15 protein-coding genes are annotated in these 14,833 nt (G+C 67.0%); 10 read left to right on the top strand and 5 right to left on the bottom strand.

The genetic code is table 11. The features are described 5' to 3' along the window. The first annotated feature begins 145 nt into the window (after positions 1-145). Positions 146-589 (top strand): ClpXP protease specificity-enhancing factor, encoded by a 444-nt coding sequence (locus tag ABIA71_RS00635; RefSeq protein WP_128095955.1) that lies wholly within the window; start codon positions 146-148, stop codon positions 587-589. Between the two features lie 160 nt (positions 590-749). Here the strand turns inward: ABIA71_RS00635 and ABIA71_RS00640 are convergent, their stop codons facing one another. The 4 genes from ABIA71_RS00640 to ABIA71_RS00655 form a co-directional block, all read right to left on the bottom strand. Beyond that, on the bottom strand, positions 750-1,106 hold the full coding sequence (locus ABIA71_RS00640; RefSeq protein ID WP_314403027.1) for a DUF3301 domain-containing protein: 357 nt from the start codon (positions 1,104-1,106) through the stop codon (positions 750-752). An 82-nt stretch (positions 1,107-1,188) separates the two neighbouring features. Continuing rightward, complete coding sequence (locus tag ABIA71_RS00645; RefSeq protein WP_354282309.1) at positions 1,189-2,292, bottom strand: DUF2272 domain-containing protein; 1,104 nt, start codon at positions 2,290-2,292, stop codon at positions 1,189-1,191. Positions 2,293-2,432: 140 nt separating this feature from the next. Further along, positions 2,433-3,290 (bottom strand): carboxylating nicotinate-nucleotide diphosphorylase, encoded by an 858-nt coding sequence (nadC, locus tag ABIA71_RS00650; RefSeq protein ID WP_354282311.1) that lies wholly within the window; start codon positions 3,288-3,290, stop codon positions 2,433-2,435. Next, positions 3,287-3,556, bottom strand: a complete 270-nt coding sequence (locus ABIA71_RS00655) for a Trm112 family protein (protein ID WP_128095951.1) — start codon at positions 3,554-3,556, stop codon at positions 3,287-3,289. Before ABIA71_RS00655 ends, nadC begins: the two co-directional genes overlap by 4 nt. A gap of 59 nt (positions 3,557-3,615) precedes the next feature. Here ABIA71_RS00655 and purE point away from each other — a divergent pair, with 59 nt between their 5' ends. Further along, entirely contained in the window at positions 3,616-4,119 is a 504-nt protein-coding gene (gene purE, locus ABIA71_RS00660; protein WP_038689267.1) for a 5-(carboxyamino)imidazole ribonucleotide mutase, read from the top strand. Beyond that, positions 4,116-5,264 (top strand): 5-(carboxyamino)imidazole ribonucleotide synthase, encoded by a 1,149-nt coding sequence (locus ABIA71_RS00665; RefSeq protein ID WP_354282314.1) that lies wholly within the window; start codon positions 4,116-4,118, stop codon positions 5,262-5,264. The genes purE and ABIA71_RS00665 overlap by 4 nt, the downstream gene beginning before the upstream one ends. Positions 5,265-5,376: 112 nt before the next feature. Here the strand turns inward: ABIA71_RS00665 and ABIA71_RS00670 are convergent, their stop codons facing one another. Further along, positions 5,377-5,958 (bottom strand): superoxide dismutase, encoded by a 582-nt coding sequence (locus ABIA71_RS00670; RefSeq protein ID WP_128095949.1) that lies wholly within the window; start codon positions 5,956-5,958, stop codon positions 5,377-5,379. Between the two features lie 119 nt (positions 5,959-6,077). On the opposite strand from ABIA71_RS00670, the gene grxD reads away from it, so the two are divergent. The 7 genes from grxD to ABIA71_RS00705 all read left to right on the top strand — a co-directional run bounded on the left by grxD (position 6,078) and on the right by ABIA71_RS00705 (position 14,819). After that, positions 6,078-6,398, top strand: a complete 321-nt coding sequence (gene grxD / locus ABIA71_RS00675; RefSeq protein ID WP_038689261.1) for a Grx4 family monothiol glutaredoxin — start codon at positions 6,078-6,080, stop codon at positions 6,396-6,398. Next, complete coding sequence (locus ABIA71_RS00680) at positions 6,395-7,138, top strand: SDR family NAD(P)-dependent oxidoreductase (RefSeq protein WP_354282316.1); 744 nt, start codon at positions 6,395-6,397, stop codon at positions 7,136-7,138. Before grxD ends, ABIA71_RS00680 begins: the two co-directional genes overlap by 4 nt. 370 nt (positions 7,139-7,508) lie before the next feature. Beyond that, a complete protein-coding gene (locus ABIA71_RS00685) occupies positions 7,509-10,781 on the top strand; it encodes a TonB-dependent receptor (protein ID WP_354282318.1) in 3,273 nt (1,090 codons plus the stop codon). 267 nt (positions 10,782-11,048) lie between these two features. After that, positions 11,049-12,437: a nucleotide 5'-monophosphate nucleosidase PpnN gene (gene ppnN / locus ABIA71_RS00690; RefSeq protein ID WP_128095943.1), complete on the top strand. Its 1,389-nt coding sequence runs from the start codon at positions 11,049-11,051 to the stop codon at positions 12,435-12,437. 218 nt (positions 12,438-12,655) lie between these two features. After that, positions 12,656-13,174 carry a GspH/FimT family pseudopilin gene (locus ABIA71_RS00695; protein ID WP_354282320.1) on the top strand — a complete coding sequence of 173 codons (519 nt, stop codon included), beginning with the start codon at positions 12,656-12,658 and terminating at the stop codon, positions 13,172-13,174. Beyond that, positions 13,171-13,638: a type IV pilus modification protein PilV gene (pilV, locus tag ABIA71_RS00700; RefSeq protein WP_354282322.1), complete on the top strand. Its 468-nt coding sequence runs from the start codon at positions 13,171-13,173 to the stop codon at positions 13,636-13,638. The genes ABIA71_RS00695 and pilV overlap by 4 nt, the downstream gene beginning before the upstream one ends. 26 nt (positions 13,639-13,664) lie before the next feature. After that, positions 13,665-14,819, top strand: coding sequence for a PilW family protein (locus ABIA71_RS00705; protein WP_354282324.1), 1,155 nt, complete (start codon positions 13,665-13,667; stop codon positions 14,817-14,819). Positions 14,820-14,833: the final 14 nt, after the last annotated feature.

Genomic DNA, 14,833 nt, shown 5'->3' on the forward strand with positions numbered 1-14,833 from the left:
ACGCACCGGCACGCTCAGGCGGCCGGTGCACTGAATGAAAACGCAGGGCGGGCACGCGCGGAGGCTGACCTGCGGGTAGGCGGGCGCGTACACTTGTCACTACGCAATCGGATCCCCGCAGCCGAGCAAGGCTCGGCTCTACCCCATGACTGAAGACACTTTCCGCATGACCAGCCACCGTCCGTACCTGTTGCGGGCCCTGGTGGAATGGATCAATGACAACGACCTGACGCCGCATATCCTGGTCGACGCCGGGATGCCGGGCGTGCAGGTGCCGCAGAGCGCGGTCAAGGACGGCCGGGTGGTGTTGAACATCGCCGAACGCGCCGTGGTGCAGCTGCATATCGACAACGACGGCGTGAGTTTCTCGGCGCGTTTTTCGGGCACCAGCTACCCGGTGCACGTGCCGATTTCGGCCGTGCTGGCCGTGTACGCGCGCGAGACCGGGCAGGGCATGGCCCTGCCGGATGACATTCCCGGCCACGAACCGGGCCCGGACGATGAGCTGCCGCCGGATGACAGCCCGACCCCGCCTGATGATGTGCCGCCCAAGCCCAGCGGCCGCCCGCATCTGCGCGTGGTGAAGTAAAACACGCATGGCCGCCGCAAGGCGGCCATTCCACGTAGAGCCGACCGTTGGTCGGCTGCTCTCCGCCGAAATCCAGGCAGCCGACCCAACGACAGCCGACCAACGGTGGGCTCTACCGCGGGATGCGTCAGCCGACCAACGGTCGGCTCTACCGCCGGGGTCAGACGTCCTCGGCGCCTGTGGTGTCCACGCTGCGCCGGATCTCGCTGATGCGGGCTGCGGAGGGGCCGACGAAGGACACCAGCTCATCCCCGCGCAGCACCATGCGGCCGCTGTGGCGGTCCACGCCATCGTGCGAATACTCGAACTTGAACGTGCGCTCCCAGCCCAGCCAGCCGTTGGGCTTGCGGCAGACGCGCAGTCCGGTGGAATGCACGCTCTGGTCCAGCCATTGCACATCGGCGGCGCGGCAGGCGTTGCGGCCCAGCTCGCCGGCCCGCTCGGCGGCGGCGCGTGCGGAGTTCCAGAACGCGTAGGCGAACGCACCGGCAATCATCAACAGGATCAAACTGGGCATTGGTGACTCGGTACGTTCTGAGCGGCTGGAACCATCCAAGATGGCGGCGAACCTCGCCCGGATCAAGCCATTGAGGCGTCCGTCATCCCCCGCTGCGCGGCGCAGCCCCGGACAACGGCACCGGAGGCTGGGGCGGCGTAGCCGGTGACGACGGCTGGCGTGTGGGTGCCGGTGCTGACCCCGGCGCAGCCGGCGACACCGGCAACGGGCGTGGCGGCGTCAACGGCTGGGCGGGGCCCGGTGGAACGCCCTCCGCATCCGGCGGCGGTAGTGTGGCCGGCGGCGGAAGCGCTGCAGGCGCGGTCGCCACCAGTTTCAGCAGCGCGGCCCAGTCCTGCCGGTTGAAGTTGCATTCCTCTTCGCGGCCCGGCGTGCACCCCAGTTCCATGCCATCGCTGGCATTGGCCTTGGCCGGCGGCAGTTCGATGCGGCCGCTGCGGTCCAGCGACAGCTTGCGCATCGCCACGGTGTTCATCACGTTGCCGCCGATCAGGTAGAGGGTGCGGTCGCCGCCCATGTTGGCCGCGATCACCACCTCGCAATGCGACTTCCAATGCGTCACCGCGCCACTGCCCAGCGACTGCACCAGGCCGCTGTAGCTGAGCGCTTCCCGGCGATCGCGCAGGTAGCACAGCAGGTCGCCCGGCGCGGGTTTTTCCTGCGCCGGATCGGTCATCCGGTACGGGCCGCTGTTCTGGTACGCCGCGCGGATGTAGTCGATATGCCGGGGCGAGCGGGTAAAGCCCGGCACGCTGGCGCGGGTCATCACCCAGGAGATGAAGGCGGCCGACCATGGGTTGTCGATCAGGAAGGCACGGCAGTCGGTGTCGGTGTAGCGCGTGCCTGGCGGCGCCATGCAGCTGGATGCGCCGGGCTGGCCGCCCATCGGCGACAGCGTGCCGCTCTGGCGCCAGTACCCCACCACGCGCTGCCAGGCGACCATGCCGTTGTCGGCGAGGTGCACGTCCTCGGCTTCGGTCGCGCTGATGCTGGCCACGCGGCCGTCGCGGTCGATGAACGGGCGATACCAGAGCCGGTGTTCATTGCAGGCGGTCTGCACGATGTTCACCGCCAGCGGGCTCAGCCCAAACCGGGGCGGGATATCGCAGGCCTCGGCCGCGGCCGCGGTGGCCGGCAGCAGCGTCGCCAGCGGCGACAGGCATGCAAGCAGGAACAAGGGGCGCATACGCGCTCTCCGGGTGGGGGCAGGGCAAGCCTCGCAGACCCGGTCTGCCGATCCCGTGAACGCCACGGGCCGATGCCACACGACCAACGGTCGTGTGCTACCGGCCGGGCAGGTGCCGACCGTCGGTCGGCACGCGCGCCTCAACCCGGCGGCGGGCCCAACTTCAACGACAGGTCGATCGCCTGTACGTGCTTGGTCAGGCCGCCGATCGAGATGCAGTCCACCCCGTCCTCGGCGATCGCGCGCAGCCCGTCCAGGCCCACGCTGCCGGAGACTTCCAGCGGAATCCGCCCGGCCGCAATGCGCACGGCCTCGCGGCGCAGGTCCGCGTCGAAATCGTCGATCAGGATGCGCTCGCAGCCCACCGCCAGTGCTTCGCGCAACTGGTCCAGGTCTTCGACCTCGACCACCAGCGGCAGCTGCGGCCACTGCGCCCGCGCGGACTGCACCGCCGCGGTGAGCGAGCCCGCGGCGCGGATGTGGTTTTCCTTGAGCATCACCGTGTCGAACAGGCCCAGGCGATGGTTGTCACCGCCGCCACAGCGCACCGCGTACTTCTGCGCCACGCGCAGCCCGGGCAGGGTCTTGCGGGTGTCCAGGATGCGCGCGCCGGTGCCCGCCACGGCGGCCACATGGCGCGCCGTCGTGGTGGCCGTTCCTGACAGCGTCTGCAGGAAGTTCAGCGAGGTGCGCTCGGCGCTCACCAGGCTGCGGTTGCGCCCGTGCAGGATGGCCAGCACCGTACCGGCGGCAACGTGGTCGCCCTCGGCCACCCGCCAGTCGATCCGGACCTGGGGGTCCAGGGCGCGATGGGTGGCGTCGAACCACGGCCGGCCGGCGATCACCGCGTCCTGCTTGCACAGCAGGTAGGCGCTGTCGGGGCGGTCGGGCAGCAGTGCCGCGGTGACATCGCCACTGCCGATATCCTCGGCCAGCGCCCGTGCCACGTCGGCTTCTACCGCGGCGGCATCGGGTGCCGCAAGCTCGGCCCGGCTCATTTTTCCGGGAAGTCGGCGATCTGCGCGGTGGCGATGGCCTCTTCGGCCAGCAGCACCGGAATGCCGTCGTCGACGCGGAACACCTGCTTGCGGTCGCGGGTCAGCAGCGCTTCGCGCAGGGCCAGCGCCTGGGTGCTGCCGTCGGCCTTGAGCACGGTGCCGGCGCCGATCGCGCGGTTGAGTGCCTCCAGGCCCTTGGCGTCCAGCAGGGACAGGGGCTGGCGGGTGTCGGGCGAGCACAGCAGGTCGAGCAGCTTGCGATCCATGGATTCTTCGTCTTGCGTGGAAGATGGCTAGAATACGTCTTTAAGGCAGGTGACGGCCAATGACCCCCAACCAATCCGCGCCGCTCGTCGGCATCGTCATGGGTTCCCGCTCCGACTGGGAAACCATGCAGCACGCCGCCCAGAAGCTCGATGCGCTCGGCGTTCCCTATGAAGTGAAAGTGGTCTCGGCGCACCGCACGCCGGACGTGCTGTTCACCTACGCCGAGCAGGCCGGCAGCCGTGGCCTGCGCGCGATCATCGCCGGTGCCGGTGGCGCGGCCCACCTGCCGGGCATGATCGCGGCCAAGACCGCCGTGCCCGTGCTGGGCGTGCCGGTGCAGTCCAAGGCCTTGAACGGCATGGATTCGCTGCTGTCGATCGTGCAGATGCCGGCCGGCATCCCGGTGGCCACCTTCGCCATCGGCAACGCCGGCGCGTCGAATGCGGCGCTGTTCGCGGCCGCGATGCTGGCCCCGGAACAGCCGGCGATCGGCCAGGCGCTGGACGCGTTCCGCGCCCGCCAGACCGAAGACGTCATGGCCCACGACGATCCGCGTCAATGAGCCCCCGAACCGTAGGCATCCTGGGCGGCGGCCAGCTGGCCCGCATGATGGTGTTGGCCGGCGCGCCGCTGGGGCTGCGCTTTGAACTGTTCGACCCGGCCGCCGATGCCTGCGGTGCCCAGGTGGCGCCGCTGCAGGTGGCCGCGTTCGACGATGAGGCCGCGCTGGCCGCCTTTGCCGCCCGCGTGGACGTGGTCACCTTCGATTTCGAGAACGTGCCCGCGCACAGCGCCCGCTTCCTGGCCGAGCGCGTGCCGGTGTATCCCAACCCGGATGCGCTGGCCGTGGCCCAGGACCGCCTGAGCGAGAAGACCCTGTTCCAGCAGCTGGGCATTCCGCTGCCGCCGTTCGCCGACATCCGCAGTCGCGACGAACTCGCCGCCCGGGTGGCCGAATTCGGCATGCCCTGCATCGTCAAGACCCGCCGCCTGGGGTACGACGGCAAGGGCCAGTTCCGCATCCGCAGCGCGGCTGATATTGATGCGGCCTGGGCCACGCTCGGCGAGTACGTCGAGAAGACCGGCCTGATCCTGGAGGGCTTCGTCGCCTTCGATCGCGAAGTGAGCGTGGTGGCCGTGCGTGGTCGCGACGGTGAATTCCGTGCCTGGCCGGTCACCGGCAATTGGCATGTAGACGGCGTGCTGTCGGCCAGCCTGGCCCCGGCGCGCTTGAGCCCGGCCCAGCACGAGGCGGCCATCGGCCATGCCCGTGCGCTGGCCGAACGCCTGGACTATGTGGGCGTGTTCGCGCTGGAGCTGTTCTGCCGCGGTGACGAGCTGCTGGTCAACGAGATGGCGCCGCGCGTGCACAACTCCGGCCACTGGACGATCGAAGGCAGCGAGACCTCGCAGTTCGAGAACCACCTGCGGGCCGTGCTCGGCCTGCCGCTGGGCGACACCCGCATGCTGGGGCAGGCCTGCATGTTGAATTGGCTGGGCGCGATGCCGGCCGCGGAGGCCGTGCTGGGCCAGCCCGGCGGGCATTGGCACGACTACGGCAAACAGCCGCGCGACGGCCGCAAGGTGGGCCATGCCACGCTGCGCGATGACGACGCGGGCAGGTTGGCCGACGCGTTGGAGAACGTGGGCGGGCAGCTTGATCGCGGCGCCCAGGTCGCCCCGGTGGTCGCGGTGCTGCGCGGGTAGAGACGGTGGAAGGGGGGCGAGCGCCCCGGTCACGACCAACGGTCGTGACCTGCCGGTAGGTACCGACCGTAAACCCCCACGTAGGTACCGACCGTTGGTCGGTACACACCGCTCAATCGCGCAACTGCGCCGCCACGAAATCCCAGTTCACCACCTTCCAGAACGCCTCCAGATAGCGCGCGCGCTCATTCTGGTAGTCCGTGTAATACGCGTGCTCCCACACATCACAGGCCAGCAGCGGGGTGCTGTGCCCGGTCAGTGGGGTGCCGGCGTTGCGCGTGCTCTGGATGGCCAGCGCGCCGGTCGGGTGCTGCACCAGCCAGACCCAGCCCGACCCGAACAGGCCCAACGCGGCGCGCTCGAACTCTTCGCGCAGCCGGCGCACATCGCCGAAGTGGCGGGTCACCAGTTCGCCCAGCCGGTCCTTCGGATCGCCGCCGCCGCGCGGGTGCAGGCACTGGAAGTAAAACGCGTGGTTCCAGGCCTGGGCGGCGGCATCGAACAGACTGCCCTGGCTTTGCCGCACGATGTCCTCCAGCGGCAGGTCGGCCAGCTCGGTGCCTTCGATGCGCGCGTTGACCGCCTCGATGTAGGCACGGTGATGGCGGCCGTGGTGCAGGTCCAGCGTTTCGGCCGACAGGTGCGGCTGCAGGGCGGTGCGGTCGTAGGGCAGGCGGGGCAGGTCGAGGGGCATGGCTCGCATTGGATTGGGGACGGGGGCGCCGGAGGCAGGGCCGGAAGGCTTACAATGGCGCTGAGGGAAGTCTATCCGACCGGCCAGGCCGGGTTGTCCCACCCGCAGGGAGAGTCGTTGTGGCGGTGATGCAGCAGATCCAGACCGAAGTGGAGCGTTACCCCCTCGTGTTGTTCATGAAGGGCACCCCCCAGTACCCCATGTGCGGGTTCTCCAGCCGGGCGATCCAGGCCCTGATGGCCGCCGGTGCGGTCGCGCTGCGCACGGTCAACGTGCTTGAGGAACCGGAGGTCCGCGCCAACCTGCCGCGCTTCTCCAACCTGCCCACCTTCCCGCAGCTGTTCATCCACGGCGAGCTGATCGGCGGCTGCGACATCGTGCTGGAGCTGTTCGAATCGGGCGAGCTCAAGCGCATCGTGGAAGAGGCGTCGCTCCCATGAGTGCGGTCCCGTCCGTTGTGGTCGGGACTGGATCGCTTGCCGATCGCGTCATCCTCATCGCCGGTGCCGGCGGTGGCTTCGGCAGCGCCGCTGCCGTGGCCTGCGCCGAAGCCGGTGCCACGGTGGTCCTGTTGGGGCGCAAGCCGCGCCGGCTCGACCGGGTGTACGCGGCTGTCCAGGCCGCCGGCCCCGAGCCGCTGCTGTACCCGATGGACCTGGAAGGGGCCACCCCAGACGACTACGCCGCACTGGCCGAGCGCCTGCAGAGCGAACTTGGCCGTCTGGATGGCCTGCTGTACTGCGCCGCCGACTTCGCCGGCCTGACCCCGTTCGAGCTGGCCGACCCGGCCGCGTTCGCGCGGGCGGTGCACGTCAACCTGACCGCCCCAGCCTGGCTGGCCCAGGCCTGCCTGCCGCTGCTGCGCCAGCGGGACGATGCCGCGCTGGTGTTCACCGTGGACGACCCCGAACGGGTAGGGCAGGCGTACTGGGGCGGCTATGGCGCCGCCCAGCACGGCCTGCGGGGCCTGATCAGCAGCCTGCATGACGAGCTGGGCCGCAGCCCGGTCCGGGTCAGCGGCCTGCAGCCGGGCCCGATGCGCACGGCCTTGCGTGCCCGGGCTTTCTCGCTGGACGAAGACCGCAGCGCCCGCGATCCGGTCGACTGCGCCCACGCTGCGGTGTTGCTGCTCTCGGCCGCCGGTGCGGCCCACCGCGGCCAGATCCACACCCCCGCGTAGCGCCGGGCTCTGCCCGGCCGACTTTGACGTTCTGGCGCAGCCGGGCAGAGCCCGGCTCTACGTGGTTGGCCGATCGCGGCGCCAGCCGGGCAGAGCCCGGCTCTACGGGCGGGTACTGTCATATCCCCGCCATTCAGCCGGTTCATCCTGAATGTGAAGAAGGCGTCACGATACCGTTGTGATGGCGTGTGTTTTGTCGCCAAACCGTCACAATCCGGAGCTACCGTGTTAATCTAGTGTTAACCGTTGCGGCTGAAACCAGCCTGCGGCTAGGGAACCCAGATCAAAAGTCCAGTCAGCCGCCAGCAAGGCTGCTTGGGCGCGTTTTTTTCTCCGCCATCCCCAATCTCGCATCGAGGCTATCCCCAAAATGACCCACCTCCGGATGTCCAAGCTCACTCTTGGTCTCGTGGCTGCACTTGCCGCCGCTCCCGCCTTCGCCCAGAGCACCTCTGCCGGTGTCGGCGGCCAGGTCACGTCCGCCGCAGGTTCGCCTGTCGTCGGTGCCGAAGTCACCATCACGCACACCGAGTCGGGCACCGTCAGCCGCGCTACCACGGATGCGTCGGGTCGTTACAACGCGCGCGGCCTGCGCGTGGGTGGTCCGTACACCATCACCATCAACAAGGCCGGTGAAGGCACCAAGACCGAAGAGGGCGTTTACCTGAACCTCAATCAGGTAAACACCGTCAACGCCAACCTGGCCGGCGACATGGCCGCCGGTGCCACCAACCTCGATGCCGTGCAGGTCGTGGCCGTGGCCGGTGGTTCGGAAATCTTCAGCGCCTACAAGATGGGCACCGGCACCAACGTCGATCGCCAGACGATCGAGTCGCTGCCGTCGGTCAACCGCAACATCCAGGATTACATCCGCCTCGACCCGCGCATCTCGCAGGTCAGCAAGGCCGACGGTGCGATCTCGGTCGGTGGCCAGAACACCCGTTACAACGCGATCCGCATCGACGGCATCGGTGCCGGCGATCCGTTCGGCCTGGAATCCAACAACCTGCCGACCGAGCGTCAGCCGGTGTCGATGGATGCGATCCAGGAAATCAACATCGACATCGCCAACTACGACACCACCATCGCCGGTGGTACCGGTGCGGTGATCAACGCGGTGACCAAGTCGGGTACCAACAACTTCGGCGGCACCGTGTACTACGCGTACCGCGACAAGGACATGGTCCGCAAGGATCTGGAAGGCGTCCGCTTCAACGGCTTCGATGACGAAAAGACCTACGGCATGACCCTGGGTGGCCCGATCATCAAGGACAAGGTCTTCTTCTTCGCCAACTACGAGAAGATGGAGCGTTCGGCCCCGGGCGTCAGCCTGACCGACTCGCCGTACGGCAAGGGCAGCATCACCGATGCCGACATTGCCCGCGCGCAGCAGATCGCCACCGGTTACGGCTTCGATGCCGGCTCGCTCAACGCGCCGTCGAACAAGACCGAAGTGGAAGAGTACGCGCTGAAGGTCGACTGGAACATCAGCGACAACCACCGTGCCGCCGTGCGTTACAACAAGCTCGAGCAGAACGTGGTCCGCTTCCCGCAGATCAGCAGCAGCGCCGTGTCGCTGAGCAGCTTCTGGTACCAGCAGCCGAAGACCTACGAATCGTGGATGGGCGAGCTGTTCAGTGACTGGTCCGAGAACTTCTCGACCGAGTTCAAGCTGTCGCACAAGGAATACACCTCGATCCGTACCACCCCGTCGAGCCTGCCGCAGATCCAGGTGCGTGGCTTTGGCGCCACCGGCAATGACTCGCTGTACTTTGGTACCGAGCAGAACTCGCACGTCAATGCGGTCGAGAGCAAGGAGCTGAGCGCCTTCGGTGCGGCTACCTGGTACGTCGGCGACCACACCGTCAAGTTCGGTTTCGACTACTCCGACAACGACCTGCTGAACTACTACGGCCGTAACGTCAATGGCGCCTACAGCTTCGCCAGCCTCAACGACTTCGCCAACAACAATCCGAGCCAGTACATCGTGCGCGCCCCGCGTGCAGGCGGCAGCTACGATGACATCCCGGCCAAGTACACGCTGAAGAACACCGGTGTGTTCATCCAGGACAGCTGGGCCGTCAACAGCAACCTGACCGTGCAGGCCGGCGTCCGCGTCGACATGCCGGATTTCAGCACGCAGAAGCTGTACAACCCGCGCATCATGCAGCTGTACGGGTATGACAACACCCAGTTGCCTGACCAGAAGCTGGTGCAGCCGCGCTTCGGTTTCAACTACACCTTCGACACCGATCGCCCGACCCAGCTGCGCGGCGGCGTGGGCCTGTTCGGTGGCGCGGCCCCGAACGTGTGGCTGGCAGGTGCCTACCAGAACACCGGTCTGAACTACACCGAGTACACGGTCAACAACCCGGGTGCGATCTTCACCCCGGACACCAATCCGCCGTACATCCCGAGCGCGGGCGCCGGCGCACGCCAGAACGTGGACATCGCCTCGCCCGATCTGAAGTTGCCGTCGGTGTGGAAGACCAACCTGGCCTTTGACCACGAACTGCCGTGGTACGGCATCGTCGCGTCGGCTGAGTTCCTGTACACCAAGGTCAAGAGCGCGATCTATTTCGAGCGTCTGGATCTGTACAACCAGGCTGGCGCCGGTGCGACCCGTATTGGCCAGGACGGTCGTGAGCTGTTCTGGAACGGCGCGGGCTACATTCCGTGCGTGGGTCTGGCAGCTACGCCGACCAACTGCTCTATCCGTGAGGGTGCAACTGCCGTTGGTACCACCCAGCGCGTGGGCGGCAAGGCAAATCGCCCCACCGACATGGGCGACGTGCTGCTGATGAAGAACACCGACAAGGGCAGCAGCCGCCAGTTCACTGTTGGCCTGAACAAGCCGCTGACCGAGAACTGGGGTTGGTCGCTGGCCTACACCTACACCGCCGCGACCGAAGTCAGCCCGCTGACCAGCTCGCAGAACACCTCCAACTGGGGCAGCACCCTGATCGGCAACGTCAATGAGAACGTGGCCTATGACTCGCGCTACGCGATCAAGGACCGTATCACCGGCTCGATCAACTGGAAGAAGGCGTTCTTCGGCGACTACAACACCTCCGTGGGCCTGTTCTATGAAGGCCGTTCGGGTCGTCCGTTCAGCTACATCTATTACAACGACATGAACGGCGACGCTGCGTCCACCTCGGGTGCCGGCTTCTTCAACGACCTGTTCTACGTGCCCAACGGCTACGGCGACGTCAAGTTCACCGGCGGCGCGGCAATGGAAAAGGCCTTCTTCGACTGGCTGGCGGCCAACCCGCAGCTGGAGAAGTACCAGGGCCAGATCGCCCCGGCCAACGCCTTCCGCACCAAGTGGACCAACAGCTTCGACGTGCATATCGCCCAGGAATTCCCGGGCTTCATGAAGGAGCACAAGGGTGAGCTGGCGCTGGACATCATGAATGTCGGCAACCTGATCAACAAGAAGTGGGGCAGGATCGAGGATTACGGCTTCAACTCGACCGCCCGTGTGGCCAGCTATGCCGGTATCGACCCGGCCACCGGCAAGTACATCTACAACTTCACCGGTTCCACCGATACCCCGCAGATCCAGGAAAACAACAACGACAAGGGCAACACCGGCGTGTCGCGTTGGTCGATGCAGCTGACCCTGAAGTACAAGTTCTGATCCATCGGGCTTGATACGTGATTGAAAACGGCCGGGGAAACCCGGCCGTTTTTTTTTTATGGCCGGCTGCCAGCGTTGCCTGGTCTCCTTGCCAGACAGGTCCGGCCCATGTATCTTCGATGGGTTGCGCAGAAATCAGCGCGCCGCAGCGGCTCCAGAGGGCCAGCTGACGTCAGAATGTATCCAACGGTCGGGTTTCCCGGCCGTTTTGCTTTTTAAGGGGGCAGCAGTACAGTCGTCTACCTTGAGGAAGCGAAAAGAATGGAAATGAAGATCACCGAAACCCCGGCGCGGACGCTGCCGGTGCAGGACGCGCGGATTTACCCGCGCGGTGGACTGGATGTGTTGTCGCGCGCCGAAGTGGCACGCCTGCGTGATGCCTCCGGCGGTGGCATGCACGAGCTGCTGCGCCGCTGCGCGCTGGCCGTGCTCACCAGCGGCAGCGCCTCCGACGATCCGCGCGCGGCGCGCGATCTGTACCCCGATTTCGACATCCAGGTGGCCCAGCAGGATCGCGGTGTGCGCATCGACCTGGTGAACGCACCGGCGATGGCCTTCGTCGATGGCGAGATCATCCGCGGCGTCGCCGAGCTGCTGTTTGCCGTGGTCCGCGACCTGGCCTACATGGCCATCGAGATGGGCCCGGCCTACGCGGCCGAACTGGAATCCTCCGAAGGCATCACCAACGCGGTGTTCGGGCTGCTGCGCAACGCGCGCATCCTCAACCCGGGCGACCCGAACCTGGTGGTGTGCTGGGGCGGCCACTCGATCGGCCGCGATGAGTACCTGTACACCAAGCAGGTCGGCTACGAGCTGGGCCTGCGCGGCCTGGACATCTGCACCGGCTGCGGCCCGGGCGCGATGAAGGGCCCGATGAAGGGCGCCACCATTGCCCACGCCAAGCAGCGCAAGCACGTCACCCGCTACATCGGCCTGACCGAGCCGGGCATCATCGCCGCCGAGTCGCCGAACCCGATCGTCAACCACCTGGTGATCATGCCGGACATCGAGAAGCGGCTCGAAGCGTTCGTGCGGATCGGCCACGGCATCATCGTGTTCGCCGGCGGCGTGGGTACCGCAGAGGAAATCCTGTACCTGCTCGGCATCCTGCTGCGCGAGGAAAACAAGGATCTGCCGTTCCCGCTGATCCTGACCGGCCCGACCGTGGCTGCGCCGTACTTCGAGCAGATCGACCGCTTCATCCGGCTGACCCTGGGCGATGCGGCTGCCGCCCGCTACGAGATCATCATCGGTGATCCGGTGGCGGTGGCGCGGCGCATGTCCGCGGGCATCAAGCGCGTGCGCGAGCACCGCCTGGAGCAGAAGGATTCGTTCTTCTTCAACTGGTCCATCGAGATTCCGTGGGAGTACCAGCAGCCGTTCGTGCCGACCCATGAAGCCATGGCCGCGCTGGACCTGCACCATGGCCGCCCGCCGCATGCCCTGGCCGCCGACCTGCGCCGCGCGTTCTCCGGCATCGTCGCCGGCAACGTGAAGGAAGACGGCATGCGCCGGATCGAGGAGTTTGGCCCGTTCGAAATCCACGGTGACGCCGACATGATGCAGGCCCTGGACGAACTGCTGCGCGCCTTCGTCGAGCAGCGCCGGATGAAGATCTCCGGCGAGTACCAGCCCTGCTACAAGGTCCTGGCCTGACCTGAGCGCTGACCCGGGCCGGGGTGGTCCGGGTCACGCGGGGCGGGCAGGGTGGGGTGCTGGCCGGGGAGCTGGCGGCCCGCCCGGCGCCTGCGCCCCTGCCTTGTCGTGTCAACCGATTGACGCCTGTCGCCCCCGGGCGACCGTTCGTCCTGCCGCCGCTTGCCGCCGGGCGGCGGGGCGTTCATCTTCTATGCCATCACGCTGGGGAGCGTTCCATGTCCGTCCGCCGATCCAAAGGCTTCACGCTGGTCGAGTTGATGATCACCGTTGCGGTGGTTGCCATCCTGGCTGCGATTGCCTTTCCGAGTTTCCAGACGACGCTGCGCTCCAGCCGCATGGCGACCACCTCCAACGAGCTGATCGCTTCGCTGGCGCTGGCCCGTTCCGAGGCGGTGAAGAGCACCAACGGGGCCGGCGTCTGTGCCTCGTCCGATGGCCTGACCTGCAACGGCACCGCCTGGACAGACGGCTGGCTGGTCTGGTCGGACGTCAACGGCAATGGCAGCTTTGACAAGGGCGACACGCCACTGCGCTTTTCCGAAGGCCGCAAGAGCATGAAAGGCGTCGCCGACCAGGCGTTGTCGATTGCCTTCGATGCACGCGGTCGCAATCGCGCCAACACGGCCGAAGACATCACGTTGCGGCCTGACAAATGCGATGCGGTGCCCCTGCAGCGTCGCCTCACCATCTCGCCGACCGGCCAGGTCCGGCTGCACAAGGAGGCCTGCGCATGATGCCGCGTCGTACCCTTTCGCTGCGTTCGCAGCAGGGCGGTTTCAGCCTGATCGAAGTGCTGATCGCCATTGTTGTGCTGGGGTTTGGCCTGCTGGGGTTCGCCCTGTTGCAGACCATGAACGTGCGCTTCGTCCAGAGCGCCAATTACCGTACGCAAGCCACCAACCTGAGCTACGAACTGCTCGACCAGATCCGCATCAACCGGGTGGCGGCGCCGCTGTATGTGGGCACCTACGCGGCGACGACGGCCGCGGCCGACTGCAGGTCGCCAACCGGTGCCGGCATCGACAAAGACAAGGTCATGAAGGAATGGCGTTGCCGTCTGGGCAAGGCATTGGGTGAGAACGCCACGGCGTCGGTTGCGCGCAACGGCGATGTCATCACTGTCAGCGTCAGCTGGGGCGACGAGCGCTGGCGCGCCGATGCCACCGACACCACCTTCTCCGCGAGTACCCGCCTGTGACCCGCCCGCTGCCACGCACCCGCCGCATGAGCGGCATGTCCCTGGTCGAGTTGATGATCGCGATGGTCATCGGCCTGATCGTGATGCTGGGGGTTGTCCAGGTGTTCTCCGCGTCACGCGCGGCCTATCGCCTGTCCGAGGGCCTGGCGCGCGTGCAGGAAAACAGCCGCTTCGCGATGGACAGCCTGCAGCGCGAACTGCGCATGGCCGGGCACTTCGGTTGTGTGAACGATCAGGCGCATTCTCTGCAAGCCCCCGGTTCGCTGCGCACCACGCTGAATATCACCGCCAACCCCGCGCTGGACTTCACCCATTCCATCCAGGGCTACGAGGCGACCAATACCGAGCCCAACCAGGCCGTCACGCTGTCAGCCACGCCGAGTACCGGCGGTACTGCCTACAGCCCGGCCTTGCCGGCCGATCTGGCTGACGCCATCAAGAATCGCGTCGATGGCAGCGATATCGTCGCGCTGCGCTACCTGATGCCGGATGGCGTGCCGGTTACCTCCATCACCGGTGATCCGCAGCGCCCCGTGTTCAACTTCGACGGTCTGCGCATGGCGGTGCTGAAGAGCGGGGTGAACAACCCGGGCCTGTTCGGCGTTGCCGACTGCCTGTCGGCCACCGTGTTCCAGGCGCGCGCGGTGGGCGCATCCTCGGTCAGTGCGGGTGATGCACCGCTCAATGCGGCGCTTTTCAGCAGTTTGTACACCACCGGCCAGGCCATGCTGTATCGCGCCGAGAGCATCGTGTTCTACGTTGGCTACGACGCGGCCAACGCGCAGACCTCGCTGTACCGCGTGCGCTATACCGCCGGTCCCAATGGCGCGCTGGTGGTGGGTACGCCGGAGGCGCTGGTTGAAGGCGTGGAAAACCTGCAGATGCTCTATGGCCAGGATCGACGGCTGACCGCCGTGTCGCCGAGCGGCTACATCGACCGTCAGGGCACCGCCAAGGATGTGCAGGGGTCGCTGGCTGACCCGGCCGCCGCGTGGCGCCGCGTTGGCGCGGTGCAGCTGGGCATGGTGATCTCCAGCCCCGACCCGTCTGCTGCCCAGCAGGCCACCAATGCCGCCGCGCTTACCACGATGGGCGTCACCTTCACTGCGCCCAATGATGGCCGCATGCGCGCGGTGTACCAGACCACGGTAGCGCTTCGCAATCGCCTGTACGGCAACTGAGGTTCCCATGGCCA

The sequence above is a fragment of the Stenotrophomonas sp. 2619 genome, assembly GCF_040548725.1.
GTDB classification, from domain to species: domain Bacteria; phylum Pseudomonadota; class Gammaproteobacteria; order Xanthomonadales; family Xanthomonadaceae; genus Stenotrophomonas; species Stenotrophomonas maltophilia_AP.